At 65.9% G+C, this 26,981-nt stretch carries 26 protein-coding genes; 10 read left to right on the plus strand and 16 right to left on the minus strand.

What is annotated here, in order from left to right; translation table 11 throughout:
* Positions 1 to 407: 407 nt before the first annotated feature.
* Positions 408 to 848 carry a DUF3717 domain-containing protein gene (locus ACSQ22_RS02660; protein WP_055394553.1) on the plus strand — a complete coding sequence of 147 codons (441 nt, stop codon included), beginning with the start codon at positions 408 to 410 and terminating at the stop codon, positions 846 to 848.
* A 94-nt stretch (positions 849 to 942) separates the two neighbouring features.
* The gene (locus ACSQ22_RS02665; protein WP_055394551.1) at positions 943 to 1,248 is read left to right on the plus strand and encodes a hypothetical protein; all 306 of its coding nucleotides are present in this window, start codon (positions 943 to 945) and stop codon (positions 1,246 to 1,248) included.
* Positions 1,249 to 1,323: 75 nt separating this feature from the next.
* Here the strand turns inward: ACSQ22_RS02665 and ACSQ22_RS02670 are convergent, their stop codons facing one another.
* Both ACSQ22_RS02670 and purB read right to left on the minus strand, forming a co-directional pair.
* Positions 1,324 to 1,884 (minus strand): YaeQ family protein, encoded by a 561-nt coding sequence (locus tag ACSQ22_RS02670; protein ID WP_008903834.1) that lies wholly within the window; start codon positions 1,882 to 1,884, stop codon positions 1,324 to 1,326.
* A gap of 79 nt (positions 1,885 to 1,963) precedes the next feature.
* A complete protein-coding gene (gene purB / locus ACSQ22_RS02675; protein WP_121421591.1) occupies positions 1,964 to 3,343 on the minus strand; it encodes an adenylosuccinate lyase in 1,380 nt (459 codons plus the stop codon).
* Positions 3,344 to 3,462: 119 nt separating this feature from the next.
* Between purB and ACSQ22_RS02680 the strand changes: the two genes are divergently transcribed.
* The 8 genes from ACSQ22_RS02680 (at position 3,463) to ACSQ22_RS02715 (ending at position 10,866) form a co-directional block, all read left to right on the plus strand.
* A complete protein-coding gene (locus ACSQ22_RS02680) occupies positions 3,463 to 4,077 on the plus strand; it encodes a glutathione S-transferase N-terminal domain-containing protein (protein WP_055394547.1) in 615 nt (204 codons plus the stop codon).
* A 69-nt stretch (positions 4,078 to 4,146) separates the two neighbouring features.
* A complete protein-coding gene (locus ACSQ22_RS02685; RefSeq protein WP_436129348.1) occupies positions 4,147 to 4,863 on the plus strand; it encodes a TetR/AcrR family transcriptional regulator in 717 nt (238 codons plus the stop codon).
* Between the two features lie 181 nt (positions 4,864 to 5,044).
* Complete coding sequence (locus tag ACSQ22_RS02690; RefSeq protein WP_121508185.1) at positions 5,045 to 5,632, plus strand: TRAP transporter small permease; 588 nt, start codon at positions 5,045 to 5,047, stop codon at positions 5,630 to 5,632.
* A gap of 23 nt (positions 5,633 to 5,655) precedes the next feature.
* The gene (locus ACSQ22_RS02695) at positions 5,656 to 6,936 is read left to right on the plus strand and encodes a TRAP transporter large permease subunit (RefSeq protein WP_436129349.1); all 1,281 of its coding nucleotides are present in this window, start codon (positions 5,656 to 5,658) and stop codon (positions 6,934 to 6,936) included.
* Positions 6,937 to 7,009: 73 nt separating this feature from the next.
* Positions 7,010 to 8,014 carry a TRAP transporter substrate-binding protein gene (locus ACSQ22_RS02700; protein ID WP_436129350.1) on the plus strand — a complete coding sequence of 335 codons (1,005 nt, stop codon included), beginning with the start codon at positions 7,010 to 7,012 and terminating at the stop codon, positions 8,012 to 8,014.
* An 83-nt stretch (positions 8,015 to 8,097) separates the two neighbouring features.
* Positions 8,098 to 9,009, plus strand: a complete 912-nt coding sequence (locus ACSQ22_RS02705) for a shikimate dehydrogenase (protein ID WP_436129351.1) — start codon at positions 8,098 to 8,100, stop codon at positions 9,007 to 9,009.
* A 36-nt stretch (positions 9,010 to 9,045) separates the two neighbouring features.
* Positions 9,046 to 9,945 (plus strand): VOC family protein, encoded by a 900-nt coding sequence (locus tag ACSQ22_RS02710; RefSeq protein ID WP_436129352.1) that lies wholly within the window; start codon positions 9,046 to 9,048, stop codon positions 9,943 to 9,945.
* A gap of 15 nt (positions 9,946 to 9,960) precedes the next feature.
* A complete protein-coding gene (locus ACSQ22_RS02715) occupies positions 9,961 to 10,866 on the plus strand; it encodes a sugar phosphate isomerase/epimerase family protein (RefSeq protein WP_436129353.1) in 906 nt (301 codons plus the stop codon).
* A gap of 30 nt (positions 10,867 to 10,896) precedes the next feature.
* Here the strand turns inward: ACSQ22_RS02715 and ACSQ22_RS02720 are convergent, their stop codons facing one another.
* From ACSQ22_RS02720 to ACSQ22_RS02785, 14 genes are all read right to left on the minus strand, one after another.
* Positions 10,897 to 11,352, minus strand: a complete 456-nt coding sequence (locus ACSQ22_RS02720) for a nuclear transport factor 2 family protein (RefSeq protein ID WP_436129354.1) — start codon at positions 11,350 to 11,352, stop codon at positions 10,897 to 10,899.
* Between the two features lie 5 nt (positions 11,353 to 11,357).
* Positions 11,358 to 12,140, minus strand: a complete 783-nt coding sequence (locus tag ACSQ22_RS02725; protein WP_121508179.1) for an SDR family NAD(P)-dependent oxidoreductase — start codon at positions 12,138 to 12,140, stop codon at positions 11,358 to 11,360.
* On the minus strand, positions 12,137 to 12,679 hold the full coding sequence (locus ACSQ22_RS02730; RefSeq protein ID WP_121421600.1) for a DUF3833 domain-containing protein: 543 nt from the start codon (positions 12,677 to 12,679) through the stop codon (positions 12,137 to 12,139). The genes ACSQ22_RS02725 and ACSQ22_RS02730 overlap by 4 nt, the downstream gene beginning before the upstream one ends.
* A 26-nt stretch (positions 12,680 to 12,705) precedes the next feature.
* The gene (locus tag ACSQ22_RS02735) at positions 12,706 to 14,001 is read right to left on the minus strand and encodes an MFS transporter (RefSeq protein ID WP_436129355.1); all 1,296 of its coding nucleotides are present in this window, start codon (positions 13,999 to 14,001) and stop codon (positions 12,706 to 12,708) included.
* The gene (locus ACSQ22_RS02740) at positions 13,998 to 14,495 is read right to left on the minus strand and encodes a chalcone isomerase family protein (protein WP_121421602.1); all 498 of its coding nucleotides are present in this window, start codon (positions 14,493 to 14,495) and stop codon (positions 13,998 to 14,000) included. The genes ACSQ22_RS02735 and ACSQ22_RS02740 overlap by 4 nt, the downstream gene beginning before the upstream one ends.
* Positions 14,496 to 14,584: 89 nt before the next feature.
* A complete protein-coding gene (locus ACSQ22_RS02745) occupies positions 14,585 to 15,808 on the minus strand; it encodes an SAM-dependent methyltransferase (protein WP_436129633.1) in 1,224 nt (407 codons plus the stop codon).
* A 26-nt stretch (positions 15,809 to 15,834) separates the two neighbouring features.
* On the minus strand, positions 15,835 to 16,626 hold the full coding sequence (locus tag ACSQ22_RS02750; protein ID WP_436129356.1) for a DUF1365 domain-containing protein: 792 nt from the start codon (positions 16,624 to 16,626) through the stop codon (positions 15,835 to 15,837).
* A complete protein-coding gene (locus ACSQ22_RS02755; protein WP_121508176.1) occupies positions 16,623 to 17,942 on the minus strand; it encodes an NAD(P)/FAD-dependent oxidoreductase in 1,320 nt (439 codons plus the stop codon). The genes ACSQ22_RS02750 and ACSQ22_RS02755 overlap by 4 nt, the downstream gene beginning before the upstream one ends.
* Positions 17,943 to 18,186: 244 nt before the next feature.
* On the minus strand, positions 18,187 to 18,780 hold the full coding sequence (locus tag ACSQ22_RS02760) for a glutathione peroxidase (protein ID WP_436129357.1): 594 nt from the start codon (positions 18,778 to 18,780) through the stop codon (positions 18,187 to 18,189).
* Positions 18,781 to 19,102: 322 nt separating this feature from the next.
* Positions 19,103 to 20,308, minus strand: coding sequence for an HD-GYP domain-containing protein (locus ACSQ22_RS02765; RefSeq protein ID WP_176887530.1), 1,206 nt, complete (start codon positions 20,306 to 20,308; stop codon positions 19,103 to 19,105).
* Positions 20,309 to 20,400: 92 nt separating this feature from the next.
* A complete protein-coding gene (locus tag ACSQ22_RS02770; protein WP_228897179.1) occupies positions 20,401 to 23,508 on the minus strand; it encodes an efflux RND transporter permease subunit in 3,108 nt (1,035 codons plus the stop codon).
* Positions 23,509 to 23,520: 12 nt separating this feature from the next.
* Complete coding sequence (locus ACSQ22_RS02775) at positions 23,521 to 24,720, minus strand: efflux RND transporter periplasmic adaptor subunit (RefSeq protein WP_436129358.1); 1,200 nt, start codon at positions 24,718 to 24,720, stop codon at positions 23,521 to 23,523.
* Between the two features lie 71 nt (positions 24,721 to 24,791).
* Complete coding sequence (locus ACSQ22_RS02780; RefSeq protein WP_436129359.1) at positions 24,792 to 26,228, minus strand: efflux transporter outer membrane subunit; 1,437 nt, start codon at positions 26,226 to 26,228, stop codon at positions 24,792 to 24,794.
* Positions 26,225 to 26,953: a TetR/AcrR family transcriptional regulator gene (locus tag ACSQ22_RS02785; protein WP_176887534.1), complete on the minus strand. Its 729-nt coding sequence runs from the start codon at positions 26,951 to 26,953 to the stop codon at positions 26,225 to 26,227. Before ACSQ22_RS02785 ends, ACSQ22_RS02780 begins: the two co-directional genes overlap by 4 nt.
* Between the last annotated feature and the right edge of the window lie 28 nt (positions 26,954 to 26,981).

Consider the following 26,981-nt stretch of genomic DNA (forward strand, 5'->3'; position numbering starts at 1 on the left):
GCGGTCGGGGGATCAAGGACTGCCCTGACAGGGCAAGCAACGAAAGGACGGCCTTGATCAGCCCCAGCGGGCCCATCAAAGGTCTTGCTCAGCCCGGCGCCCTTGCGGTATGCGCTGAACCCGGACCGCCGGAAGCGATGTTTCGCTTCGTACTGACGACGGTTCCGATGCCTCGCGCCCCCACGCACCAAAATTTGGCAATGCCGGAATGCAAGTCGGGAGCTACTCCCCTTCGAAGCGTCGATTGGAACATCGCCCGCACGGTCGCGCAAGGGCAGCACGATTGTGGTTATTGCGTACACGCCCCTCTAAGGCTGCCAAAAAGGGGCCGAAGCTCCCTGCAAAACACCTTTGCCAGGGTTGCCTTGTCCACGCGGCTATGATCCAGCCCCTTCGCTGAAACCTCCATGGCCGCCATCCACATCACCGACATCGAAGCTGCCATCAACCACTGGCGCAGCCGGGTGCCTTCGCCCGACGGAGTCTCCCTGGCCCCGGAGATCCGCGCGCTGGCAGAGGTCTATGCGCAGATGGTGTTCCGGCGCGAGGACGTGGTGGAAGAAGACCGCCTGCCCCCGGATGCCCTGGATGCCTGGCATGCCTGGTACGGCACCACGCCCGACACGCCCTGTATCGCCATCTGCTCCACCAGCCAGGGCGACGACCTGTGCAAGGGGTGCGGGCGCACGTTTGACGAAGTGCAGTTCTGGCCCGCGATGGGCCCTGCCGAAAAACGCGCGGTGTGGCGACGCATCACGCTGGAGCACTCTGCGTGGCGGTTCAACCGCTATGCAGAACGGGCGGCCGAAGGGGTATCCAAAGCGCCGGCGCCAGCGGGCGCGGCGTGACCCGCCCATTTTCTTTTCAACGCATCGCCCCGCCTCGCAAGCTGCAAACACGCGGGGGCTGTACGCCCGGCAGTCAAACGGCTATGGTGGGCCCATGCTGCGCCTCACCCAAGCCCCGAACATCGCCATCGCCACGCTGTGGGCGGACTTGTTGTGCGAAGCGGGCATGACGGCCTCCGTGCAGCGCCAGTATCTGGGTGCCGCTGCGGGGCACCTGCCGCCGGACCAGTGCCTGCCCGAAATCTGGCTGGACTACGACGAACACGCCACCCGAGCACGCGCGCTGCTGCAGGAGCTTCAGGATTTGCCACAGCGCCGCTGGGCATGCCAGTGCGGCGAGACGGTCGAAGGCGGATTCGAGCAGTGCTGGCAGTGTGGCGCGCTCATGCCACGAGACTGAGCCAGAAACTACCAAATTGATAGCTGTTAGCGCTTATCCATCAATCGCCAGAGGCCATTTTGACCAGTATTCCAGTCACTTCCAGCGCACGGGCTCCACATGCACACTGCCCTGCGTGCTGCTCAGGGTGATCGCGCCTTCCTGCACCGTAGCCTGCAGTTGCATGCTGCGCTCGGCCAGCTGCGCCAGTGCCTGGGATGCCTCCGTGGGGATGCGCCAGACCTGCAGCTTTTCCAGGCGTGACAGTTTGGTCTCGATGCCTTTCCACCAGATCTCTGCGGCGTGGTTGAAGCAGTAGACGATCACAGAATCGGCCTTGCTGCAGGCCTTGGTGAGCGGCTTGTCTTCGGGCTGGCCCACCTCAATCCACACGCGCTTGCGGCCGGTGAAGTCGGTGAGCGAGGCATCCGGGTCATCCGGGTCCGACAGCCCCGCACCAAATGCCAGCGTGGCGTCGCCGTTGCAGAGGTCGTTGAGCTGGTGCGCCTGGATGGCCAAAGCAGCCAGCCGGACCATCATGCGCTCGTCGGTCTCGCTGGGGTGGCGCGCCAGCGTGAGGGCGTGGTCAGCGTAGTAGCCGTGGTCGATGTCGGCGATCTGGAGGTTCGCCTTGAAGATGGTGGATTTGATGGCCATGCAGCCTCACTACTAAATAGATAGCTGCCAGCGCTTTATCTACAAGCGCTGGAGGCCAGAAAGGCTATAAATCTGCAGGCTAGACGCGCCGTGCGAGTTCGGCGGCTTTGCCCACATAGCTGCCGGGCGTCATGGCCAGAAGACGGTCTTTTTCGGCCTGGGGGATTTCCAGCGAGGCGATCAGGCCGTGCAGCGCCTCGGCGGTCACGGTCTTGCCACGGGTCACTTCCTTGAGCTTTTCGTAAGCGCCCTGCACACCAAAGCGTCGCATCACCGTCTGGATGGGCTCGGCCAGCACTTCCCACGAAGCATCCAGATCTTCGGCCAGCGCTTCTTCGTTCAGCTCCAGCTTGTTCAGGCCGGTCAACAGCGAGGCATAGGCCAGCGCCGCGTAGCCCAGGGCCACGCCCATGTTGCGCAGCACGGTGCTGTCGGTCAGATCCCGCTGCCAGCGGCTGATGGGCAGCTTTTCAGACAGGTGCTTGAGCAGCGCGTTGGCCAGGCCCAGATTGCCTTCGGCGTTTTCAAAGTCAATCGGGTTGACCTTGTGCGGCATGGTGCTGGAACCAATCTCGCCCGCCTTCAGGCGCTGCTTGAAGTAGCCCAGGCTCACGTAGCCCCAGATGTCGCGCGACAGGTCGATCAGGATGGTGTTGGCGCGGGCCACGGCATCGAACAGCTCGGCCATGTAGTCGTGCGGCTCGATCTGGATCGAGTAGGGCTGGAAGGTCAGGCCCAGGCCCAGCGGTTCGGGCGTTTCGATGACCTTCTTGCTGAAGGCTTCCCAGTCAAACTCAGGCCAGGCGGACAGGTGGGCGTTGTAGTTGCCCACGGCGCCGTTCATCTTGCCCATGATCTTGACGGCGGCGATCTTCTCGCAGGCCGTTTGCAGGCGCATCACCACGTTGGCCATTTCCTTGCCCACGGTGGTGGGGCTGGCGGTCTGGCCGTGGGTGCGGCTGAGCATGGGCACGTCGGCAAAGGCGTGCGACATTTCGCGCAGCTTGAGCACGATGCGGTCCAGGCCCGGCAGGATGACCTGGTCGCGACCTGAACGCAGCTGCAGCGCGTGGCTGGTGTTGTTGATGTCTTCGCTGGTGCAGGCAAAGTGCACAAATTCGGAGGCCTTTTCCAGCTCGGGGCGCGCCTCGAACTTGCTCTTGATCCAGTATTCGACGGCTTTGACGTCGTGGTTTGTTGTTTTTTCGATCTCTTTGATGGCGGCGGCGTCAGCTTCGGAGAAGTTCTTGATCAGGCCGAGCAGATAGGCGCGGGCGCCCGTGGTCAGGGGCTTGAACTCGGCAAAACCGGCATCCGACAGGGCAATGAACCAGGCCACTTCCACCTGCACACGGCGGTGCATGTAGCCGTGTTCGCTCATGATGGGGCGCAGGGCGGCAAGTTTGCTGGCGTAACGGCCGTCAAGCGGCGACAGGGCGGTAATGGTGGACAGGCTCATGGCGCGCCATTGTAGGCGTGGTGTGTAAGCGCCACGCAGCCGTCAGCTTGCGGGCGGGCAGCTGCCGATAGAATCAATCTCGAATCGTTCAGCCTATCCCGCGCCCTGGAAGACACACCATGAAATTGATCGGAGCCACCGCCAGCCCCTACGTACGCAAGGTACGTATCGTGATGGCCGAGAAAAAGCTCGACTACCAGTTCGTGCAAGAAAACGTCTGGGCAGACGACACCCATATTTCCACCTCCAACCCCTTGGGCAAAGTGCCCTGCCTGGTAATGGAAGGCGGCGAGGCCGTTTTTGACTCCCGCGTGATCGTCGAATACCTCGACACCCTGTCGCCCGTGGGCAAGCTGATCCCGTCGCAAGGCCGCGAACGCGCCGAGGTCAAGACCTGGGAGGCACTGGCAGATGGTGTGATGGATGCCGCCATCCTGGCCCGCCTGGAGGCCACCTGGGCCCACCGCAAGGACAGCGAGCGCAGCCAGGCCTGGATCGACCGCCAGCTGATCAAGGTGAACGACGGCCTCAAGTCCATGAGCCAGGGCCTGGGCGACAAGCCGTATTGCAGCGGCATCCACCTCAGCCTGTCCGACATCGCCGTGGGCTGCGCGCTGGGCTGGCTGGAATTCCGCTTTCCGGACATCGCCTGGCGCAGCGAGTACCCCAACCTGGGCAAGCTGCTCGACAAGCTGATGCTGCGCCCGAGCTTCGCCGATACCAAGCCGTCCTGAGCGGCCAGCGAGAGCTGGCGTTGGTTTTTTGAACCCCCTGCGCCGGGCTTGCCGTATGCTTGGGCGCTTATGAACGAAATGGTTCAAACCCCTCCGAAACCCGGCGATGTGCGGGCCACCCGCCAGCGCGCGGCGCGCGAGGCCGCCACCACGCCCGGAGCGGACCGGGTGCGCGTCAACGACCCCGACCGCACGATGGCCAACATCCTGCAGGTAGCCACGGCAGAGTTTGCGGACAAGGGCCTGGCGGGCGCACGCATTGACGAGATCGCGGCACTGACCAGCACCAGCAAGCGCATGATCTATTACTACTTCGGTAGCAAGGAAGGTCTGTATGTGGCGGTGCTGGAGGAGGCCTACCGGCGCATCCGGCGCATCGAATCGGAACTGCACCTGGAAGACCTGGCACCCGAGCAGGCCCTGCGCACGCTGGTGGGGTTCACGGTGGACTACCAGCTCGCCAACCCCGACTTCATCCGCCTGGTGATGAACGAGAACATGCACCGGGGCGAGTTCATCAGCAAGTCGGCCACGATCCAGGAACTGAACATCCCCGTCATCCATGCCGTGCGCGATGTGTACCAGCGTGGTGTGGCGGCGGGCGTGTTCCGACCGGACGTGGACCCGGTGGACCTGCACATGTCCATCTCGGCCCTGTGTTTCTTCAACGAGGCCAACCGCCACACCTTTGGCGCAATTTTCAAGCGCTCCCTCGACACCCCTGCCGCCACGGCGCAACGCCGTGAATCGATCATCGAGATGATCGTGCGCTTTCTGCGGCCCTGACCTTCCCGGCCCTGGCGCGCACACCGGCCCGCGTCAAAAAGCTCCTCATCAGCACCCTGCGCGCGCGCCGTGCATGGCTGCGTGCTGCCATGACAAACGATGCAGGGTTTGCACCTAGATCAAATACTAACCAGTTCGTACAAAATTCTTCCAGCGTTTCAATACAACGACTGGAGACACCATGTTTGCACTGGCCGACCGCGTGCTGCGGGGATACACCCGCGTGCTGGATGCACTGTCCGGCCTGTGCTTGGCGGTGATGGTGGTGCTGGTGTTTGGCAATGTGGTGCTGCGCTACACCCTGAACTCCGGCATCACCGTGTCGGAAGAACTCTCGCGCTGGCTGTTTGTGTGGCTGACCTTCATGGGGGCCGTGGTGGCCCTGCGCGAACACGGCCACCTGGGCACGGATGCGCTGGTGTCGCGCCTGCCCGCTGTGGGCAAGAAAGCCTGCCTGGTGCTGGCGCAGATCGCCATGCTGTACGTATCGTGGTTGCTGCTCAGTGGCAGCTGGGCCCAGATGCTTATCAACTGGGAGACCGAAGCCCCGGTCACCGGCGCCTCGGTGGGCATCTTCTACGCCAGTGGCGTGCTGATGGGCGGATCGGGGATTGCCATCCTGCTGCACGACCTGCTGCGCACGCTGTTCGTTCCGCTGGCTGAGCACGAGCTGGTCATGGTGCAGGAGAGCGAAGAACTGGCGGCCCTGGCGCACCGCCCTGCGGGCACCGATGCATCCCACGAAGCGCCCGGCAGCCACCGCCCCTGAACCCTCCGCACAGGCTCTCCACCATGACCGTCACCATCTTCCTCGGCTCCCTGCTGCTCGCCATGGCGATCGGCATTCCCATCGCGTTTGCGCTGCTCATCAGCGGCGTGGCGCTGATGTGGCATTTGGACCTGTTCGACGCGCAGATCCTGGCGCAGAACGTGATCAACGGCGCCGACAGCTTTCCGCTGCTGGCCGTGCCCTTCTTCATGCTGGCGGGCGAGATCATGAATGTGGGCGGCCTGTCCAAGCGCATCGTGAAGCTGGCGCTCACGCTGGTCGGCCATGTGCCCGGCGGCTTGGGTTATGTGGCCATCATGGCGGCGGTGATCCTGGCCGCCGTATCGGGCTCGGCCGTGGCCGATGCTGCAGCGCTGGCCTCCCTGCTGCTGCCCATGATGGTGGCTGCGGGCCACAACAAGGAACGCTCGGCCGGGCTCATTGCGTCGGCCGGCATCATCGCCCCGGTGATCCCGCCGTCCATCGGTTTCGTGATCTTTGGCGTGGCGGCCAACGTGTCTATCAGCAAGCTGTTTCTGGCAGGCATCGTGCCGGGCATCCTGCTGGGGGTGGCGCTGGCCCTCACCTGGTGGTGGCTCGTGCGGCGCGAAGATGTGGCGCCCCCAAAGCGGGCCACCCGTGCCGAACTGGCCGTGGCCCTGCGCGAAGCCGTGTGGGCGCTGGGCCTGCCCATCATCATCCTGGTGGGGCTGCGCATGGGTGTCTTCACCCCCACCGAAGCCGCCGTGGTGGCCGCCGTGTATGCGCTGTTTGTGTCGATGGTGGTCTACCGCGAGCTGAGCTGGCGCCAGCTGGCCGACATCTTCCGCGCCTCGGCCCGCACCAGCGCAGTGGTGATGTTCCTGGTGGCTGCCGCCATGGTGTCCGCCTGGCTGATCACCGTGGCCGACCTGCCCTCCAAGGTCATCGGCATGCTGGAGCCCTTCATGGGTAACCCAACGCTGCTGCTGATCGCCATCATGCTGCTGGTCATGGTGGTGGGCACGGCCATGGACATGACGCCCACCATCCTTATCCTCACGCCCGTGCTGATGCCGGTGGTCAAGGCCGCAGGCATCGACCCGGTGTACTTCGGCGTGCTCTTCATCATCAACAACGCCATCGGGCTCATCACCCCACCGGTGGGCACGGTGCTCAACGTGGTGGCCGGGGTGGGGCGCATGTCCATGTCGCAGGTCACACGCGGCGTCACGCCCTTCATGCTGGCCCAGTTGGCCGTGATGTTCCTGCTGGTGCTGTTCCCCTCCATCGTCATGGTGCCGCTGCGCTGGTTGAGTGGTTGACCCCCATCTGCGCCCCGGCCCTTTTCTTTCCGCTCCGTTTCTGCCCCGCCTAAAAACCCAAGGAGACATTTCCATGAAGCTGCTCAAAACCCTGCTCGCCACCGCCCTGGTTGCCGCGTCGCTGCTGTCCGCCGCGCATGCCCAGGAACGCACCATCAAGTTCGCTTTCCAGAACCAGAAGGACCACCCGCAAGCTCAGGGCGCGCAAAAGTTTGCGGACCTCGTGGCGGCCAAGACCAACGGCCGCATTGCCGTCAAGCTCTTCCCCGGCGGCACGCTGGGCGGTGACCTGCAGACCGTGTCGGCCCTGCAGGGCGGCACGGTGGAGATGACCGTACTCAACGCGGGCATCTTGTCGGCCCAGGCCAAGGAATTCGGCATCTACGACTTCCCGTTCCTGTTCGCCACGCCCCAAGAGGCCGATGCCGTGACCGACGGCCCCTTCGGCAAGAAACTGCTCGACAAGCTGCAAGCCAAAAACCTGGTCGGTCTGGGCTACTGGGAGCTGGGTTTCCGCAACCTCACCAACAGCAAGAAGCCCATCACCAAAGCCGAGGACATTGCGGGACTCAAGATCCGCGTGATCCAGTCGCCGATCTACATCGACCTCTTCAACGCGCTGGGCGCCAACGCCGTGCCCATGCCCTTCCCCGAGCTGTACACCGCCATGGAGCAAAAGGCTGTGGACGGCCAGGAGAACCCGTTCTCCACCATCCTGTCGTCCAAGTTTGCCGAGGTGCAGAAGTACCTCACCGTCACGCGCCACATGTACAACCCCCAGGCCGTGATCGTGAGCAAGAAGTTCTGGGACAGCCTGAACCCCGCTGACCAGAAGGCGCTGAACGACGCGATGGCCGAAGCCACGACCTTCCAGCGCGGCGTGTCGCGCGTGCAGGCCAACGTGGCGCTCGAAGACCTCAAGAAGGCGGGCATGCAGGTGTCCGAGTTCTCGCCCGCCGAGCTGGACAAGCTGCGCGCCAAGGTGAAACCCGTCGTTGAAAAACACAGCGAGAAGGTGGGCGCCGAGACCGTGCAAGAGGTCTATTCCACGCTGGCCAAACTGCGCGGCGGCAAGTAAGCAACCGCTGCAACCCCTGCGCTGCCGTGCGGTGAACACACCACCACCCCGGCAGCGCGCTCACCCCGCATTCCGCCCGCCCCATGAGCCTCCAGCTCCTCGATCCCCCGGTCATCCCCACCACGTCCACCATGTCTTCCACTAGCCCCCGCAAGGTGCTGATCGGGCTGATCGGCGCCGGCATCCAGAAGTCGCTGTCGCCGGCCCTGCACGAGGAAGAGGCGCGCCACCACGGCATGCGCCTGCACTACCAGCTCATCGACCTGGACCGCTCGGCGTCATCACCCGAACAACTGCCCACGCTGCTGTCGGCCGCGCGCATCATGGGCTACGCAGGCTGCAATGTGACCTACCCCTGCAAGCAGGCCGTGATCCCGCACCTCGACAGCCTGTCGGAAGAAGCGCGCGCCATGGGCGCCGTGAACACCGTGGTTATCCGCGATGGAAAACTGGTGGGACACAACACCGACGGATCGGGCTGGGCCTGGGGCTTTACCCGCGCGTTGCCCGGCGCTGACCTGCGCCGCGTGGTACTGCTGGGCGCGGGCGGCGCAGGCGCTGCCATTGCACACGCCGTGCTGCGCCTGGGGGCACAGCACCTGAGCATCGTGGATGCACAACCCGAACGCGCAGCACAACTGGCAGCCGACGTGAATGCGCTCTATGGCGCACGCGCCGAGGCCGGTGAAATCCGCTCGGCCATGGCCCACGCCACCGGGCTGATCCACGCCACGCCCACGGGCATGGACAAGCTGCCCGGCCTGCCGCTGGATGTGGGCCTGCTGCGCCCCGCCATGTGGGTGTCCGAAGTCGTGTATTTCCCGCTCGACACCGCTCTGGTGCAGGCCGCGCGCGCGCTGGGCTGCCGGGTATCGGACGGCGGCGGCATGGCCGTGGGCCAGGCCGTGGGAGCGTTTGAGCTGTTCACCGGCGAGGCCCCTGACGCCGCCCGCATGGACGCACATTTCCGCCGCCTGGTCAGCAGCGCCCGCTGACCCCTTCCGCGCACGACAACACAAGGAGCTGAACCCATGAGCACCCCGATGGTGGCCACCCGCGAAGCGCTGGGCGACATGCCCAACCCCCTGGGCCTGCAGGGCATCGAGTTCATCGAATACGCCACCAGCCGCCCCCAGGCGCTGGGCCAGGCGCTGGAGCGCATGGGTTTTCAGCCCGTGGCACGCCACCGCTCGCGCGAGGTGCTGCTGTACCGCCAGGGCGACATGAACATCATCGTCAACGCGCACCAGGACACCGAACGCACCGGCGTGCATGCGCCCCCTACACTCACCGAAACACCCGTGCTGGCCGCCATCGCCTTCCGCGTGGGCAATGCGGCCGCAGCATTTCGCCGCGTGCTGGAACTCGGCGCGTGGGCGGTGCACACCGAGGTCGAGGTGATGGAGCTGAACATCCCCGCCATCCACGGCGTGGGCGCGAGCCGCATCTACTTTGTGGACCGCTGGAAGGAGTTCTCGATCTACGACGTGGACTTTGTGCCCATCCCCACCGTCAGCCCGCGCCCGCCTGCGCTGCAAGGCCTGCACCTGTTCGGCGTGGTGCAATACATCGGCCTGGGCCGCGCGGCGGACTGGATCCATTTCTACAGCGAGCTGTTCGGCTTTGCCGAGCTGGCACCCGACCAGTCGTTTGGCGTGCTCACCCATGGCCGCATCCTGGCCAGCCCCTGCGGCACGCTGCACTGGCAGCTGATTGAACCGCTGGTCGATGCGCTGGATGCCGACCCCGAGGAGCTGCTGCAGCGCGTGGCCTTTGGCACACCCGACGTGCTGGCCACGGTGCAAGCGCTGCGTGCGCGCGGTGTGGAGTTTGTCGAGTCGCCCACGGGCGTGCACACCGGCACGCGCGGTGCCCTCACGCGCGCCGACACCGCATCGCCCAGCTTCGAGCTGGTGCTCGACGCCCGCTGAGCCTGGAGACCGCCCATGCGCCAATCCACCATGCAACGCAACATCGCCGATTTCGGCATGGACACCATCAGCCTGGCGGGCCCACTGGAGGCCAAGCTGGCCGCCGTGAAAGCCGCCGGCTTCGGCCAGATCATGCTGGCCGCGCGCGACATCGTGGGCCATCCTGAGGGCATCGAAGCCGCTGTGCACGCGGTGCGCAACAGCGGCCTGCGCGTGACGGGTTTCCAGGTGCTGCGCGACTTCGAGGGCCTGTCGGGCCACCTGCACAGCTACAAGGTGGACATTGCCAAGCAGATGATCCTGATGGCGCGCGACCTGGGCGCGCCAGTGTTGCTGGCCTGCAGCTCCACGTCATCGCACGCCACGGCGGATGCCGAGGCCATTGCACGCGACCTGCGCAAGCTTGCGCTGCTGGCGCTGCCACACGGCATCCGCGTGGCGTTTGAAGGACTCTCGTGGGGACGGCACATCAACGAGGTGCACCAGGCGTGGGCGGCGGTCGAGCAGGCCGATTGCCCCAACCTCGGTCTGGCCATCGACTCGTACCACCAGTTCGCCACCAGTACGCCGCTCTCGGCCCTGGAAGACGTGGACCCCGCCAAGATCTATCTGGTGCAGCTTTCGGACTTCATGTGGCAGGAGACCCGCACGGTGCAGGAGCGCATCGAGACCGCGCGGCACTTTCGCGTGTTCCCTGGCGAGGGCGTGCACAGCCAGGCCCTGGCCGAGCTGGTGCGCACGCTGGATGGCATGGGCTACCAGGGCGACTACAGCTTCGAGGTTTTCAACGACGACTACCAGCAGCTGCCGCTGCCTTATGTGGCGCAACGCGCGTGGAACAGTGCGCTGTGGCTGGCGGAGGGGGTGCTGCAGCGCGCCGTGCCGCTGCCCGGACACCCGCGCATCAAGACCCTGGCGTGACCAACGCGTCAAAGCGGCAGCGGCCAACGATCAGCTGTTGGCGCGCTTCTTGAGCCAGCGCATCAGTGCGCCCACCACGGGCAGCTTTTCGTACAGTTCTTCGGCAGCGTCCCAATAGTCGCGGTGCAAGGTCACGAGGCCTTGTTCGTCCAGCACCAGGTGCGAGGCACCGCGCACCGTCTGCGTCACGCCCTTGTGGAAGTCCTTGAAGGCGAACAGGAAGTCCCAGGTCAGAAAACATTGCTGCCCCTGCACCACGCGTCCGGTGACCACAAAACGCGGCTGCTCCAGTGCCTCGAACATGTGGGCAAAGATGCCCTGGATGGCAGGCACGCCCACCACCTCGTTGAACGGATCCTTGAAGCGCGCCTGAGGCCCATAGAACTGGCCGATGGTCGCCACATCGGCGGGCGACAGGTTTTCAAAGAACGCAATGACGCGCGTGACGGCTTCTTCCGTAGCGATCGTGGTTTCCGGTGGGTGCATACCGTTCAAAGACCTGTGAATTTGCGAACCGCCGGAAAGTACCACCGATACGGCAGCACGCGCAGCAGTTTCATCACCCGGGTGAAGCGCTTGGGAAAGTGGATGTCGAAATGCCCCCGCTCCCAGCCCTGCACGATGGCCGCCGCCGCTGCTTCGGGTGAGATGAGGGCCGGCATGGTGAAGTCGTTGCCCGCCGTGAGCGGCGTGGCCACAAAGCCCGGGTTGATCACGCTCACGCCCATACCCAGGTCATGCAGGTCCAGGTAGAGCGCCTCGGCCAAGTTGATGAGCGCGGCCTTGGTGGGGCCATAGGCCAGGCTCTTGGGCAGCCCCCGAAAGCCCGCCACGCTGCTGATCAGGCTCACATGGCCCGGGCGCCCGGCCTGCGCTGCGGTCAGCATGGCGGGCAACACACCAGCCAGCACATGCAGCACGCCGTTGTAGTTGATCTGCTCGTGGCGCAGCATCACGTCCAGGTCGAAGTCGGTGGCGCGCATGTCGCGGTAGTAGCCCGCGCAATAGCACACCATGTCGGGAACACCACCCGCCAGCACCTGCGCGGCGGCGGCCTGCACCTGTGCCGGTTCGGCGGTGTCAAAAGCCAGCGCCGTGCTGCCGGGGTGCTGCCGGGCAAAGGCGTTCAGCGCATCACCACTGCGCGCCGACACGATGACCTGCGCGCCGCGCGCATGCAGCGCAGCCGCTGTGGCCCGGCCAATGCCGCTGCTAGCCCCGATGAGCCAGGCCCGGCGGCCATGCCAGTCGCGCAGGGGAGGATTGAGGCTCATGGTGCGCGTTTGGTGAAGGACAGGGTGATCTCGCCCAGGCGAAATCCGAACTTACTCATGGTGGCGCGGTTGAGCATCACACGGTCATCGATGAGGTACATCCAGTCGTCCAGGTCCACGTTGTAGACCTTGCCATCCACAGGCAGGGCCAGCGTGTAGTTCCAGCGGAAGGCATTGCCACGCGTCTGGCCGTTGGCCGTACCCACCACATCGTCGGCGGTGCCGGTGTAGCGGCCGTCGGCATGCTTCGTCAGCCGCCAGATGCGGCGTTGCGTGGTGCCGTCGGAGTAGGTGAAGGCTTCGTCGAGCACGCCCTCGTTGCCTTTCCAGCTGCAGTCCATGACCACGGTGAAGCGCTTGACGATCTGGCCGCTGCGGTCCTGGAAGATGCCGTAGGCGTCGATCTTGCCGTTGAAATACTGGGCCAGGTCCAGCACCGGTTTTTCGCTGGCGTAGCCATCGAGGTTCTGGCTGGCGCAGCCAGACAGCACCACGGGTGCGGCCACAGCGGCCGAAAGGAGGAGACGTCTTTGCATCATGGTGGTGGGCCTTGGTCGGTTCGAATTCAGACAATCGCCGCGCCACGCGGGCGCCGCAGAATGAGGAGATAGAGCGCGGCCGCAGCGGTGAACTTGAGCACGCAGGGCAGCACCGCATAGGCCAGGCCGAGGGTCTGCAAACCGTCATCGCTTCGCATTCCGGGGCTGTAGCCCAGCCATCCCAGCAGGGGCAGCGCCAGGCCTGCCGCCAGTGCCAGGTTGAGCTTGGTGGCAAAGTTCCACCAGCCAAAGTACGCGCCCTCGTGCTGGCCACTGTCGCCCTCGGCGGCAATCACGCCAGCCAGCAAGGCGCTGGGCAGGGCCAGGTCGGTGCCCAGGGCCACGCCGGACAGCGCACAGACGACGAGGAACGGCACCACATCACCCGCGCCCAGAAACGCAGTCCACACAAACACGGCAATCGCCAGCAGCATGCCCGCCAACCAGGTGCGCGCCAGGCCCCAGCGCGCCACGGCACGCAGCCACAGCGGGATGGACAGCGCAGCGCACACGAAATAGGCCGCGAGGAACATGGGCTCCTGCGCGGGCGGGGCCTGCAGCCGGTCCTGAATAAAAAACAGCACCAGCGTGGCCGGTATGGCGCTGGCAATGCCGTTGAGCATGAACACCGCCAGCAGGCGGCGGAAGGCAGGGCGGCCCCAGGGCCGCCACAGGCTGGCGCGCTGCGGGGGGCGGTACACACCGGCCACGGCGACACCCGCATGCGCTGCGGGGCGCGGGGCTCTGGTCCAGGCCCACCAGCCTAGCAGCAGGGTGATGGCAAACACACTGAGCATCACCGGCAGGCCCAGCAGCGCGGGCAGCACCGATGCCAGCACCACGCCGACCAGTGCAGCACCCTCGCGCCAGGCCACGATGCGGCCACGCTGCAGCTCGTCACCGCCCAGGCGTGCGCCCCAGGACTGGTGTGCGATGCTGAGCTGGCTGTAGGCGGTGTAAGTGATGAGCAATGCCACCAGCGCCCAGGCGACCAGCGCATCGGCCCCGCGCACCAAGGGAAAGAACAGGCTGGTCAGCCCCAGTGCCAGCACCGCCGCCGACACCGCGCCCACCGCCAGCACGGCGCGCACCGAGCGGCCGAAGAGGTAGTCAGACAGGCGGCCCAGCAGCGGGTCGGTGAACGCATCAAACAGCCGCGCTGCCAGCAGCACCGAGCCCAGCGTGGCCAGGGGCATGCCAAATTCGCGCGCATAGTGGTTGGGCAGCAGCACATACAGCGGCAGCGCCACAAACGCCAGCGGCAGACCCAGCAGCCCATAGGCCAGGCCTGCGCTGGCGCGGATGGGCTGCGTGGAGGTCATGGTTGGCCTGCAGTGCGGGTGGCGGCCAGCAACTCCTGGCGCAGCCCGGGTTCGGAGGTCTGCGGAGACAGCCAGATGCCAAAGAACAGGCGCGAGAACTCGGCGTCCGGCACCTCACCGACGACACGCCCCGCCATCTTGAACACCGCACCCACGCCCGGCTGGTGAATGCCCAGCAGGCGATCGCCCGACTTCACATCCGGCAACGCGGCCTGCAGCGCCTGCTGCCAGCGCGTGGCCTGTTGGGGCGTGAAGCTGCCCACGCGGCGCATCTCTTCCAGTGAGCGTTTGGCGATGGCCTCGGCCGTGAAGTCGCGGTGGTAGGTCAGCTCCAGCGCCAGCGGCTGGGCGCCGTAGTTGTCTGCGTCAAAGCCGGGCTGCACCCACAGGCGGGCGCGGTAGATCTCGAAGCCCAAAAACCGGAGCACGCCCTGGCCCGCCAGGCGCACGCCTGACAGGGGCGTGGCGGTGGCCGACTCTGCCGCCTGGGCCATCGGCACGGCCTGCGCGATAGCGGAATTTGAATAAAAAAAGGCTCCAGCGCTTATCCATAAAGCGGTAGTAGCTATGTTTTTCATAGCATTCAATCCTTCACCAGCGTGTACTGCACCAGGTCGATGTTGCTCATCGCAAATGCCGCTTCGCAGTACGCCAGGTAGAACTCCCAGATGTGCAGGAAGCGCTGGTCAAACCCCAGCTGCAGGATTTGCGTGCGCTGCGCCAGAAAGCGCTCGCGCCAGCGCTTGAGGGTTTCGGCGTAGTCCTGGCCAAACGCGAACTCGTCCACCACGCGCAGGCCTGCCGCCTCGGCCTCACGGCGGAACTCGCGCGGGCAGGGCAGGCAGCCTCCGGGGAAGATGTACTGCTGGATGAAATCCGTGGAACTGATGTAGCGCTCGAACAGGCTGTCGTCGATCACGATGCTCTGGATGCAGGCCTTGCCACCGGGCTTGAGCAGGCGGTTCACCGACTGGAAATAGGTGGGCCAGTATTCGCGGCCCACGGCCTCGACCATCTCGATGGAGCAGATGGCGTCGTACGGGCCGTCCTGGATGTCACGGTAGTCCTGCAGGCGCAGGTCGGCGTGCTCGGCCACCCCCTGCTGTGCCATGCGCTTTTGCGCGAATGCGAGCTGCTCGGTGGAGAGTGTCACTCCCGTCAGGTGGGCGCCGAATTCCACGGTCGCCATCTCGGCCAGCGCACCCCAGCCACAGCCAATTTCCAGCACTCGAGAATTTGGCTGCACCCCCGCCATGCGCAGCGCGCGGCGCACCTTGGCGTGCTGGGCTTTGCGCATGTCGCCGCCTGCATCGCCCTCGAACCAGGCGGACGAATAGTTCATCGTGTCGTCCAGCCAGAGTTCGTAGAACGCGTTGCCCAGGTCGTAGTGGGCATGGATGTTCTTCTGGCTGTTGGCGCGGGTGTTGCGGTTGAGCAGGTGCTTTATGCGATATAGCAGACGCCCGGCCCAGGTGCCGTAGATCACGCCTTCCACCTGCTGGCGGTTGGCGATGAAGAGCTTGAGCAGGTCGGTCAGGTGCGGCGTGGTCCAGTCGCCCGCGATGTAGCTCTCGGCAAAGCCGATGTCGCCCGACCGGAGTGCGGCACTGCACACGTTCCAGTTCTTGAGCGTGATGGCCGCCGAGGGGCCATCACCGTGGCCGAAGTGCTGCAGCGTGCCGTCGGGCAGCTGCACCGTGAGGTGGCCATGCTGCAGGCGCTGCAGCAGCTTAAGCGCCGTGCGGGCGGCAGCCGGGGTGCCAGCGGGCAGGGCCAGGGCGGTGCGGGGGGCGGTGGTGGAGTTCATGGCGGCGTTCTCGTTCGTCATGGAATTCAGCGGGTCACGATGGATGCAGGCGCCTCGGGCTTGCGGTGGAAACGCACGCGCTTGAGCCACAGCTGCAGCGCGTGCCAGTGAATGCGGGCAATGATGGCCAACGTCATCGCGGGGTAGCCCCAAAGCGCCTGGCGCAGGGTCTGCGGGGTGATGGCCTGCAAGGTGCCGCTCACGCTGGTCTGGATGAGTGGGCCGGTGTCGTCGTCGTGGTCGATGCGCACCACAGTGCGGCCCGCGTCCTGTGCCCCCGCCTCGGTACGCATGAAGCGAAAGCGGTAGCCCCCGTTCACCTCACAAAACGGCGAGACGTGGAACACCTTGCGCGCCTGCTGCTCCACGCCGTACTGCGGCGCATCCAGCAGGTAGCAGTGACGCTCGCCAAAGGTGTTGTTGACCTCCACCACGATGGCACGCAGGTGGCCGTCGGCGCGGTGGCAGTACCAGAAGCTCACGGGCTTGAAGGTGTAGCCCAGCACGCGCGGATAGCAGTGCAGCCAGACCTCGCCCGTGGCGTCGGTGATGCCTTCGGTACGCAGCAGCTCGTCCAGCCAGGCCAGCGCACCACCCTGCGCGGCACTGCGGCCGTCGCCGTGGTCCACGTCATGGAAGCTGATGGCGCCGCTGCGGTTCACCGCCAGCGGTGTGTGCGTGCCGCTCAGGCTGCGCATGGGCAGCATGAGGAAAAACGTGGGGTAGGCAAACGCATGCCGCCGGGGCCGCAGCCGCGTGTGGCGCACCTGGCCGAAGCCGATGAGGGGCGCTGCGGTGGGGGCCGGCGCGTGGCTCACGCAGCCTCCGCCAGGGGCGCTGGCAGGGCCGCCAGCAGTTGCTCGGCCACGGCCAGGCCGGATTTGAGGCCATCCTCATGAAAGCCATAGCCCGTCCAGGCGCCGCAGAACCAGGTGTGCTGCTGCCCCTGCAGCTTGCCCACCTGCTGTTGCGCGCGGATGGCGGCCATGTCGAACACCGGATGGGCGTATTCGTAGCTGCCGATCACGTGTTCGGGCGCTATGTCGCGCACCGGGTTCAGCGACACCACCACGGGCTGCGCAAAGGGCACGGGCTGCAGCTGGTTGATGAGGTAGTGCAGGCACACGCGGGCCGACTCGCGGCTGCGCTGCGGGGCACGTTCGTAGTTCCACGCGGCCCAGGCAGCGCGGCGCTCGGGCAGTACGGACGTATCGGTGTGCAGCACGGCGCGGTTGGCCTGGTAGCGAATGGAACCCAGCACCGCGCGCTCGTGCGGCGTGGGCTGGGCCAGCAGCGCCAGGGACTGGTCGGAATGGGTAGCCAGCACCACCTTGTCAAAGTGTTCGGTGTGGCCAGCCGTCACCACGCGCACACCGGCGGCGTCACGCTCGATGCGGCGCACGGGGGTGTTCAGGCGCTTGTCGGCGATGCCCGCCACGATCTTGTCCACGTAGTGGCGAGCACCGCCAGACACCGTCCACCACTGCGGGCGATTGCTCACCTGGATGAGGCCGTGGTTGTGGCAGAACCGGATCATGGTGGCCACGGGGAACTTCAGCATCTGGTCGGTGGGGCAGCTCCAGATGCAGCCCAGCATGGGCAAGAAGTACCAGTCACGGAAGGCGTCGCCAAAGCGGTGCTCGCGCAAGAAATCGCCCAGCGGCTGCATCAGCGCGGCCTCGGCCTGTTTCTCTGCAATGCGCGTGCACAGCTTGTTGAAGCGCAGCAGGTCGCGCAGCATGCCCAGAAAGCGCGGGTTGACCAGGTTGGAGCGCTGGGCAAACACGGTGCTGAGGTTGGTGCCGCTCCATTCCAGCGCGCGGCCACCACCAGGGCCGCTCAGGGCGCCCGGCACCCGCACCGAGAACGACATGTCCGACTTGGCGGTCTCCACGCCCAGCTCGGCCAACAGGCGGATCAGGTGGGGGTAGGTGCGCTCGTTGAACACCAGAAAGCCGGTGTCCACCCCGTGGGTGACGGGGGTACCCGAGGCATCGGGTAGCGTGACATCGACGGTGTGGGTGTGCCCGCCGAAGTAGTCGCCTGCCTCAAACAGTGTGATGTCCGCCTGGCCGCGCAGCTGGTGCGCGACCGAGAGCCCCGAGATGCCGGAGCCGATGATGGCGATTTTCATGACCGGCTCCCTCTGGCCGGTGCACGGAATAAAAAGGTTGCGAAGCGTCCCGAAACGAATAAGAGAGGGAGGGAGGAGAAGCGCTCCAGGAGGTCAGTCGGAACCCGGGGGCCCGAAAGGCTTCGCAACGTTAAAACTGTACGCTGCGCAATCGTCTTGCGCAATGGATAGAGTGGGGTCACGCTGGCGAAGTTCCAGAGGCTCACTGTATTTTTTTTCAAGAAATGTAAAGAAGTCATGGCGGTCACCGAGGCACAGGCTGGTTCAGCTGTTGTTCGATGGCCCGCACCAGGCCCTTGTTATCTGGGGCGGTCAGGCTGGAGTAGCTGTCCACCAGCTTGCCGTCGCGGCCCAGCAGGTATTTGTGGAAGTTCCAGCGCGGCGCTGTGCCCGACAGCTGCGCCAGTTGCTGGAACAACGGCGAAGCCTCGGGGCCCTTCACGCTGCTCTTGGCAAACATCGGAAATTTCACGCCGAACGTGTTTTCGCAGAAGTCAGCAATCTCCTTGTTGCTGCCTTTTTCCTGGGCAAAGTCGTTGGACGGGAAGCCCAGCACCACCAGGCCCTTGCCTTTGTAGCGGGCGTACAGATCCTCCAACCCCTTGTACTGGCCCGTAAAGCCACAGAAGCTGGCCGTGTTCACCACCAGCACCACTTTGCCGCTGTACTGGCACAGCGACTGAGGCTTTTCGTCCTGCAACCTCGCAAACGTGTGCTGCAGCGTGGCCGGGCAGCTTTCGGAACCCGCCGCGCGGACCGGGGGGGCATAGCCGACCGCCACCGCAACCAGCAACAAAAGGCTGGCGGCCGAAAGAAAGCGTCTGTTAGAGGTGTTCATAGGACTTGGGATCGCAGGGGGTATGGGCAATTTAACCATTCCATCATTTTTTGTCCACATGAGTTTTTATTTGGACTGATTGGTTTACGGGAATGCGAACCGCTCGGATTCAAAGTCCTGCAAAAGAAAGGGGTAAAGCGGGCGCGCACGGGAACGGGGCGACAGGTGTCGCATGGCTGAAGGTTTGCCGTCGTAGTGGCAAGAGAGGGAGAATTCTGGGCACAAGCTGCCCGCCAGTGGCGCTGGGCGCCGTTGGGTGGCGTGGGCCTGCGCCAGCCCTCCCGCTGCAGGTGGGGGGATGCGCCCGCAGCCCGGCGCGGGGTCAGACCAGGTTGAGCAGGCGGTCCAGCGAGAGCTTGACTCTCACGTCCTTGAAAGCCACCACGCCCGTGACCTTCCAGGGGGGCATGCCGGTGTCACGCGGAATGGGCTCGCCCGTGGGCATGCCGTCACGGTTGGTCACCACCGCCACCTTGGGCGTGGTGGCCGTGGTGCCCCGGCGAACGACCACGCCCACCTCCTGGCTGGCCAGCCGCACGAAGGCCCCGGGCGGGTATACACCCAGGGTCTTGACGAGCGCGGCACCAGCCTCGTCCACCTGGTGCTCTTCGTCGTAGTAGCTGGCCTGCATGGCCGCCGTGACGGGCATGGGCAACCGGGCCGCGCGAGGTGCCATGCGGGCGCCAAAAATGTCGGCACGCTGCAGCAGGCGGGCCATTTGCTGGGGTTCCGTCTTCTTGGCCAGCGGGCCGGGGGTGCGGTGGTGGTGGCAGCGCACCGCCTCCAGCCACACCGGGTCGGCCACGCCGAGCGTGCGCAGCAGCGCCTCGGAACGCTCCGCATGACTCTCGACCGCCGCAATCTGCTGGGCGGTGAGCGGATGGGTCTGCTGGGCCAGCTGGTCCTGCAGCTCGGACATGGCTATGTTCATGGAGAGCGCCGCGTGGCCCAGCTGCTGCACGCGGGAGGCGGGCCAGCGCAGCATCTCGCGCGCCACCACCATGCACACACAGCACACCAGCATCGAATGCGTGGCGCTGTACATGCGCGTTTCCTGCGCAGACAGGTAAATCAGGCCCAGCAGCGTCGCGTCGGGCGTCTGCTCGCAGTGGCGGGCCAGCTCGTCGTGCAGCGTCTGGAAGCGCCCGCCAAAATCAGCGGGCGAAGGTGCACGCAGCAACTGCGTGGCACGCAACTGCAGTTCGGGCCAGTCAGGCAGCGTCTTGCCAGTGCGGCCCCGCCCTCCTGCGTCGTCGGCCGCCGTCATCTTCATCGCGGCAATTTCGCCAAGGTTGGTGTCGGCGATCAGCATGCGCTGCAATTGCGCGAGGTAGGCCCGGTGGCTGTCACCGGACTCATCGGTATCCACACACAGCTGCCGCCCCCGGCCCACCATCTTGGCCAGCTCTTCCCGAGTACGGATGACATAGCCTTTTTGCGCCAGCAACACGCCATCAGCACCCCGCAGCACAAACGGCAAAGGGTGGCCCAGCTGGATGGATTCGATGTTCAGGCTGACGAGGTTCATGGTGGTCGTTACATTATCTAACGGCCACACGCCCGGCTAAGCCGGGGCAACCCCGGGGATTGCCTGCTTTTTCAAGCAACCACCGGTCTCCATCATCCCGCTGGGGGTGTAGCGGGCGCCTCTGGCGCGGGCACGGGGTGGGCACCTCGCAAGCGCCGCAGCATGCGACCAAACCACTGCCCCAGATCATCCACCCCCGTGAACACGGCGGGGATGACCAGCAGGCTCAGCAGCGTGGACGTGATCAGCCCGCCAATCACCGCCACCGCCATGGGCGAGCGAAAGCTGGCATCCGCCGCACCAATGCCCAGCGCAATCGGCATCATCCCCGCACCCATGGCCAGCGTGGTCATGATGATGGGCCGTGCGCGCTTGTGGCAAGCGTCGATCAGTGCCTCAAAGCGCGTCATGCCATGCTCGCGCCGCGCCAGGATGGCGTATTCCACCAGCAGGATGGAGTTCTTGGTGGCAATGCCCATGAGCATGATCAGCCCGATGAGCGAGGGCATCGAGAAGCTCTTCTGCGCGATCAGCAGGCCCACGAACGCCCCGCCCAGCGACAGCGGCAGCGCCGCCAGGATGGTCACCGGGTGGAGGAAGTCCTTGAACAGCAGCACCAGCACGATGTAGATGCACAACACCCCGGTCAGCATGGCCAGGCCGAAGCTCGCGAACAGCTCGCCCATCATCTCGGCATCGCCAATGGTGATCTGGCGCACGCCCGGCGGCAAGTTCTGGATGGAGGGCAGCGCTTCGACCGCCTTCGTCACGTCGCCCAGCGGCTGGCCTGACAACTCGATCTCAAAGTTGACATTGCGCGCGCGGTCATACCGGTCCACCACGGCCGGTCCGCCGCTGAACTCCAGCGTGGCCACCTGGCCCAGCATCACCGGGCCTTTGCTGCCCGGCACCGACAGGCGCTCCAGCAGCGACAGGTCCTTGCGCGCGTCATCCTGCAGCTTGACCACGATCGGCACCTGGCGCGAGGCCAGGTTGAGCTTGGGCAGCGACACGTCGTAGTCGCCCACGGTCGCAATGCGCAGCGTTTCGGCAATGGCGCTGCTGGTCACCCCCAGGTCGGCGGCGCGCGCAAAGTCCGGGCGCACCGCGATCTCGGAGCGCACCAGGCTGGCGGTGGAAGAGATGCTGCCCAGGCCCGGGATGGTGCGCAGGTCCTTCTCGACCGCCAGCGCGGCCGAGGTCAGCGCCTGCGGGTCGTCGCCCGAGAGCACCAGCACGTACTTCTCGCCAGAGCCCCCCAGGCCCACCTTGCTGCGCACGCCCGGCAGCGTCTCCAGCGCTGCACGGATCTGGTTCTCGATGCCCTGCTTGCGCGGCCGGTCGCCGCGCTCGGCCAGCAAGATGGTGAGCGTGGCCTTGCGCGTTTCGGCATTGGCGCTGCCCATGAACGGATCGCCACCGGCCGAGCCCCCACCGATGGTGGTGTACACGCTTTGCACATGGTCCACCTTGGCGATGCGCTGGCGCGCATCCTCGGCCACGGCGCGGGTCTGGGCCAGCGTGGCGCCAGGTGGCAGCTCCAGGTAGACCTGGGTCTGCGAGTTGTCATCGGCCGGAATGAAGCCCGTGGGCAGCAGCGGGATCAGCGCCAGAGAACCGATGAAAAACGCTGCCGTGGCAATGAAGGTCATCCAGCGGTGTTTGATGCACCAAGCCGCCCAGCGCAGGTACACCGTCATCCAGCGCGGGTCCTTGTGCGTGTCCACGATGGGTTTGAGGATGTAGGCCGCCATCATGGGTGTCAGTACCCGCGCCACCACCAGGCTGGCAAAGACCGCCAGCGACGCCGTCCAGCCGAACTGCTTGAAGAACTTGCCCGCAATGCCGCTCATGAACGCGGTGGGCAAAAACACCGCAATCAGTGTGAACGTGGTGGCCACCACGGCCAGGCCAATTTCGTCGGCCGCCTCCATGGCCGCCTGGTAGGGCGTCTTGCCCATGCGCAGGTGGCGCACGATGTTCTCCACTTCCACGATGGCGTCATCCACCAAAATGCCCACCACCAGCGACAGCGCCAGCAGCGTGATCACGTTGATCGAGAAGCCCAGCCAGTGCATGCCGATGAACGCCGGGATCACCGACAGCGGCAGTGCCACAGCCGACACGAACGTGGCGCGCCAGTCGCGCAAAAAGAGCCACACCACCAGCACGGCCAGCAACGCGCCTTCGTACAGCAGGTGCATGGAGCCGTCGTACTCCTCCTGCACAGGCTGCACAAAGTTGAAAGCTTCGGTGATCTCCAGATCGGGGTGCTGAGCGCGAATTTCCTTGAGGGCCGCCTGCACCGCAGAGCCGACTTCCACCTCGCTCGCGCCCTTGCTGCGCGCAACCTCGAAGCCCACCACGGGCTTGCCGTTGAGCAGGGCCAGGGCGCGCGGCTCTGCAATCGTGTCTGTCACCGTGGCCACCTGATCGAGCCGCACATGGCGGCCGTCTGACAGTGCCAGCGTGAGCCCTGCGAGCTCCTGCGCCGACTGCACCGTGGCCAGGGTGCGTACAGGCTGTTCGCTGCCGCCCAGGTCGGTGCGGCCACCGGCACTTTCGGTCTGCACCAGCCGCAGCTGGCGCGAGACATCGGCCGCCGTGGCGTTCAACGCCTGCAGCTTGACCGGGTCCAGCAACACATGCACCTCACGCTGCACACCGCCCACGCGGTTGACCGCGCCCACACCCCGCACCGTGAGCAGCTTCTTGGCCACGGCATCGTCCACAAACCAGGACAGCGCCTCGTCGTCCATGCGGGTGGAGGCGATGGTGAACGCCAGCACCGGCTGCGCGGCCAGGTCCATCTTGGTCACGATGGGGTCGCGCACGTCGCCAGGCAGGTCACCGCGCACGCGGGCCACGGCAGAGCGCACGTCGTCGAGCGCTTCCTGCGTAGGCTTTTCCAGGCGGAACTCGGCCGTGATGGTGGCGCCGCCGTCCTGCACCTTGGTGTAGATGTGTTTCAGGTCTTGCAGCGTGGCGATGCTGTTTTCAATCTTGCGCGCCACATCGTTTTCGAGCTGCGCGGGCGAGGCGCCGGGCAGCGCCACGGTCACGGAGATCGTGGGCAGGTCAATGTCCGGAAAGTTCTGCACCTTCATGGCGTTGAACGACAGCAGGCCGCCGAAGGTCAGCAGCACAAACAGCATCAGCGCCGGTATGGGGTTCTTGATCGACCAGGTGGATACATTCATGCTGAATGCTCCTCAATTGATAGCTGCTTGCGCTTTATTGGTAAGCGCTAGAGCCATTTTTTGCTTGAAATCCGGAGCTTGCGAGGTGCTGCTGGCGGGCGGCGTGCTCACCACCCGCACCAGGTCACCGTCGTTCAGGAAGCCAGCGCCACGCACCGCTACCGAGGCATTCGCGTCCAGACCCGAGAGCACCTCGACCCGGTCTGCCACGCGGCGGCCCGTCTGCACTTTGCGCATTTGCACACGCTGCTCGGCACCCACCACAAACACGTACGAGAAGCCGTCGCGCACCACCAGCGCCTCTTGTGGCACGGTGAGTGCATCGCTGGCGCCCAGCGCGAACTCACCCCGCGCAAACATGCCCGCACGGAAGTCTGTGTTCAGGGGTAGATCAACGTACACCAGCGCATTACGCGTCTGCGGGTCCACCGTCGGCGCAATCATGCGCACCGTGCCTTCTGCCACCGCACCACTGGCCGCCGTCACGCTGACCTTGGCGCCCGGCGCAATCCGGCGCAGCTCGGTGGACGTGACTTCGGCGCGCCATTCGAGGCGCCCCTTGCGCACCATGCGGAACAGCTCGGTGCCCGCGCCCACCACCGCGCCCACGGTGGCCGTGCGGGCCGAGATCACGCCGCTGTCGGGCGCCACCACCTGGGTGTACTTCAGACGCAACTGCTGTGCGTTCAGCGTGGCCTTGGCCGCCTCCACGCGAGCCTGCGCGGTCTTCTCGGCCGTTGTGTACTGCTGGATCTGCTGCTGGCTCAAGGCGCCCGTGGCCTGCAGCGAGCGGGCCCGGTCGGCATTGGCAGCGGCTTCGGCCGCATTGGCCTGGGCTTCGAGCAGGCTGGCGCGGACCTGGGCCACATCGGCCTGTACGGTTTCGGCAGAGAAAGTTGCCAGCACCTGGCCGGCCTTGACCACGTCGCCCACATTCACACGCACGTCGGTCAGGCGCAGACCGTTGCTCTCGGCGCCAATGCTGGCCTCCTGCCAGGCGGCCACATTGCCGTTGGCCGCCAGGCGCAGGGGCACCGAGGTGCGCTGGGGTTGGGCCGTGCTCACGGTGAGCGCGGGGCGGGGCTGGCTGGCCTTGGGCTCATCGGCGGCGCGCGATGCGCTGGAGAACACCAGGGCGCCACCGGTGGCCAGTGCGCAGGCAGCGATAACGGCGAAGGCCGTGGGAGAAATCTTGAAACCTTGCGTTTGCATTGTGTGTATCCGTTCATCCAGTCGGTGTCAGGAGAAAGGGTGAGCGATCAGCCCACCCCCCGGTTTTTCATTCAGCGTGCGGCGGTAGCCGCAGCAGAAGGGGAGGCTGCCGTGGTGGTGGTCTGCCCGTCCCATCCACCGCCTGCGGCGCGGTACAGCGCAACCCAGGCGGCCTGGCGTTCATGCTGCAGCGCGATCAGCGCGTTCTCGGCCGCCAGGGATGTGCGCCGTGCGTCTTCCAGCTCCACCAGACTCGCCAGGCCGCCGCGCCAGCGCGCTTCGGTGGCATCGAAAGATGTGCGATAGCCCGCAGCCGCCGTTCGCGCGCTGGTGCTGCGCTCGGCCGTGCTCTGCAGCCGCACCAGCGCCTGTTCGACCTCGCTCACGGCCTGGCGCACCTTGGCGCGGTAGAGCGCGGCGGCTTCGTCATAGCGCGCCTGCGCCGCGTCCACCTGCGCGCCGCGCCGGCCACCATCGAACAGCGGCACGCTGAGCGCCAGCGGGCCGATGGTCCAGGTGTTCAGGTCGGTGGTCACGCCACCGCTGCGCACCCACGCCGTGCCCACCGAGCCGCTGAGAGACAGGCGCGGGTAACGCTGGGCCTGGGCGCTGCCCACTTCGGCACTGGCAGCGGCGACTTCGCGCTCGGCGTTGTACACATCAGGGCGCTGGGCCAGCACCTGGGCGGGTAGCGTGGCGACGGCGAACAGGGTGTCGGGGGCTGTGGCGGCAGGCGTGGACAGGCGCGAACGCAGCGCCGGCTCCTCCCACCCGGTCAGTGCCACCAGGGTCTTGACCTCCACGTCGCACTGCATGCGCTGCTGCGATGCACGCGCCTGCGCTTCGGCGGCGCTGGCACGGGCCAGGGCAGCCGTGGCGGGCGCCGTGAAGCCGGCGCGTTCGCTAAGACCTGACAGGCGCGAGGTTTCGCCACGCGACTGCGCATCGCGCTCGGCCACGCGCAGCTGCTCCAGGCAGGTGCGCAGGCTGCTCGTCTGCTGCGCCACCTCGGCGGCCACGCTCACGCGCGCCTCGTGCCACAGCGCCTGTGCGCCCGCCAGCCGCTCATCGGCAGCGGTCTTGGTAGCGCGGTTCGCACCAAAGAGGTCAATCTCCCAGCTCGCCTGCAGCCCGGCCTGCGCCGTGGTCGCGATGCCTGCAAGCTGTTCGTTGAAACCTCGGCTGGCGCTGGCCTGCGCATCGAGCGACGGCAGCAGCGCGGCGCGGCTGGCCACGTGCGTGGCCCGGGCCTGCGCAATGCGGGATTGGGCCTGCGCCACACCGGGGCTGACGGCCTGGGCCGCGTCGATCAACTCCACGAGCAGCGGGTCGCCCAGCTGCGTCCACCATCGGGTCAGATCCCCCAAAGAGCCCTGGTGCGGCAAGGGCGCCTGCCACGCCACAGGTGGAGTGGTGGGCACTTGGGCGGGAGGCGCTGTGATGGCACAGGCGCCCAGGGCCAGGGGCAGGCAGGTGGCCCAGAAGAATCGGGTCTTGCTCAAAGTCATGCGTTGGATTCCTTGTGCGAATTCCGTGAAGTACTGCGGCGCGCGGGCTGTTGTACGGCCTGCCGCCTGGCGATCTCGCCCTGCACCATGCTCAGGGCGTAACCGGTCAGCCGGTCCACCCATTCGTCCACAGCCCCAGACCCCGCCAGCTGCGGTGCAATAGCCTGCAGCGGGTCGCGCTGGGTCCACATCTGCATAACCAGCCCGGCCAGCGAGAAGGCGAGGCGGTGCATGTCGTCGTCCGCTGCGGCCACGCCCATGTGGCGGCACAGCACTTGGACTAGCGCCAGATGGGGTGCCCGGCACTCGCGCTCGATGAGCTCGGGCCACACATGGGTAGGGTCCAGCAGCTCGCGCACGTGCAAGCGCAGCGACTGGGTCACAAGGTCATCGTGCTTGAGCGGCTCCAGAAAGCCACCGAAGTAGGCGGCCAGCGCCTGCTGCAAGGTCAGCGCAGGGTCGGCAAACACCGGGATGAGGTCGCTGCCGCTGCCGAAGGGCTCGTAGAACGTGGCTGTGTAGAGGCGCGCCTTGTCGCCAAAATGGTAGGCGATCGCTGCCACGTTGGTGCCGGCGGCTTCGGCAATGGCACGCACCGAGGTCTGTGCAAAGCCCCGCTCGGAAAACAGCTGCAGCGCGGCGCGCAGCAGGCGCACGCGCGTGTCTTCTCCATCACTGCGGGCGGTGCGCTGGGCTGCGGGAATGAAATGGGCGCCGAAACTCATGGCACCGGATTACACACCAGAATTCAAA

It is taken from the genome of Acidovorax sp. LjRoot38 (assembly GCF_964252975.1).
In the GTDB taxonomy this organism is placed as follows: Bacteria; Pseudomonadota; Gammaproteobacteria; order Burkholderiales; family Burkholderiaceae_C; genus Acidovorax; species Acidovorax facilis.

Bases quoted from the DNA above. Each gene is read 5' to 3' on its own strand.
- ACSQ22_RS02740 (WP_121421602.1), bottom strand. From the start codon at position 14,495: ATGGCCCAGGCGGCAGAGTCGGCCACCGCCACGCCCCTGTCAGGCGTG.
- ACSQ22_RS02765 (WP_176887530.1), bottom strand. From the start codon at position 20,308: ATGAACCTCGTCAGCCTGAACATCGAATCCATCCAGCTGGGCCACCCT.
- ACSQ22_RS02715 (WP_436129353.1), top strand. From the start codon at position 9,961: ATGCGCCAATCCACCATGCAACGCAACATCGCCGATTTCGGCATGGAC.
- ACSQ22_RS02780 (WP_436129359.1), bottom strand. From the start codon at position 26,228: ATGACTTTGAGCAAGACCCGATTCTTCTGGGCCACCTGCCTGCCCCTG.
- ACSQ22_RS02745 (WP_436129633.1), bottom strand. From the start codon at position 15,808: ATGAACTCCACCACCGCCCCCCGCACCGCCCTGGCCCTGCCCGCTGGC.
- ACSQ22_RS02705 (WP_436129351.1), top strand. From the start codon at position 8,098: ATGAGCCTCCAGCTCCTCGATCCCCCGGTCATCCCCACCACGTCCACC.
- ACSQ22_RS02710 (WP_436129352.1), top strand. From the start codon at position 9,046: ATGAGCACCCCGATGGTGGCCACCCGCGAAGCGCTGGGCGACATGCCC.
- ACSQ22_RS02670 (WP_008903834.1), bottom strand. From the start codon at position 1,884: ATGGCCATCAAATCCACCATCTTCAAGGCGAACCTCCAGATCGCCGAC.
- ACSQ22_RS02730 (WP_121421600.1), bottom strand. From the start codon at position 12,679: ATGATGCAAAGACGTCTCCTCCTTTCGGCCGCTGTGGCCGCACCCGTG.
- ACSQ22_RS02755 (WP_121508176.1), bottom strand. From the start codon at position 17,942: ATGAAAATCGCCATCATCGGCTCCGGCATCTCGGGGCTCTCGGTCGCG.
- ACSQ22_RS02665 (WP_055394551.1), top strand. From the start codon at position 943: ATGCTGCGCCTCACCCAAGCCCCGAACATCGCCATCGCCACGCTGTGG.
- ACSQ22_RS02770 (WP_228897179.1), bottom strand. From the start codon at position 23,508: ATGAATGTATCCACCTGGTCGATCAAGAACCCCATACCGGCGCTGATG.
- ACSQ22_RS02685 (WP_436129348.1), top strand. From the start codon at position 4,147: ATGAACGAAATGGTTCAAACCCCTCCGAAACCCGGCGATGTGCGGGCC.
- ACSQ22_RS02700 (WP_436129350.1), top strand. From the start codon at position 7,010: ATGAAGCTGCTCAAAACCCTGCTCGCCACCGCCCTGGTTGCCGCGTCG.
- ACSQ22_RS02735 (WP_436129355.1), bottom strand. From the start codon at position 14,001: ATGACCTCCACGCAGCCCATCCGCGCCAGCGCAGGCCTGGCCTATGGG.
- ACSQ22_RS02680 (WP_055394547.1), top strand. From the start codon at position 3,463: ATGAAATTGATCGGAGCCACCGCCAGCCCCTACGTACGCAAGGTACGT.
- purB (WP_121421591.1), bottom strand. From the start codon at position 3,343: ATGAGCCTGTCCACCATTACCGCCCTGTCGCCGCTTGACGGCCGTTAC.
- ACSQ22_RS02660 (WP_055394553.1), top strand. From the start codon at position 408: ATGGCCGCCATCCACATCACCGACATCGAAGCTGCCATCAACCACTGG.
- ACSQ22_RS02695 (WP_436129349.1), top strand. From the start codon at position 5,656: ATGACCGTCACCATCTTCCTCGGCTCCCTGCTGCTCGCCATGGCGATC.
- ACSQ22_RS02760 (WP_436129357.1), bottom strand. From the start codon at position 18,780: ATGAACACCTCTAACAGACGCTTTCTTTCGGCCGCCAGCCTTTTGTTG.
- ACSQ22_RS02720 (WP_436129354.1), bottom strand. From the start codon at position 11,352: ATGCACCCACCGGAAACCACGATCGCTACGGAAGAAGCCGTCACGCGC.
- ACSQ22_RS02690 (WP_121508185.1), top strand. From the start codon at position 5,045: ATGTTTGCACTGGCCGACCGCGTGCTGCGGGGATACACCCGCGTGCTG.
- ACSQ22_RS02725 (WP_121508179.1), bottom strand. From the start codon at position 12,140: ATGAGCCTCAATCCTCCCCTGCGCGACTGGCATGGCCGCCGGGCCTGG.
- ACSQ22_RS02785 (WP_176887534.1), bottom strand. From the start codon at position 26,953: ATGAGTTTCGGCGCCCATTTCATTCCCGCAGCCCAGCGCACCGCCCGC.
- ACSQ22_RS02775 (WP_436129358.1), bottom strand. From the start codon at position 24,720: ATGCAAACGCAAGGTTTCAAGATTTCTCCCACGGCCTTCGCCGTTATC.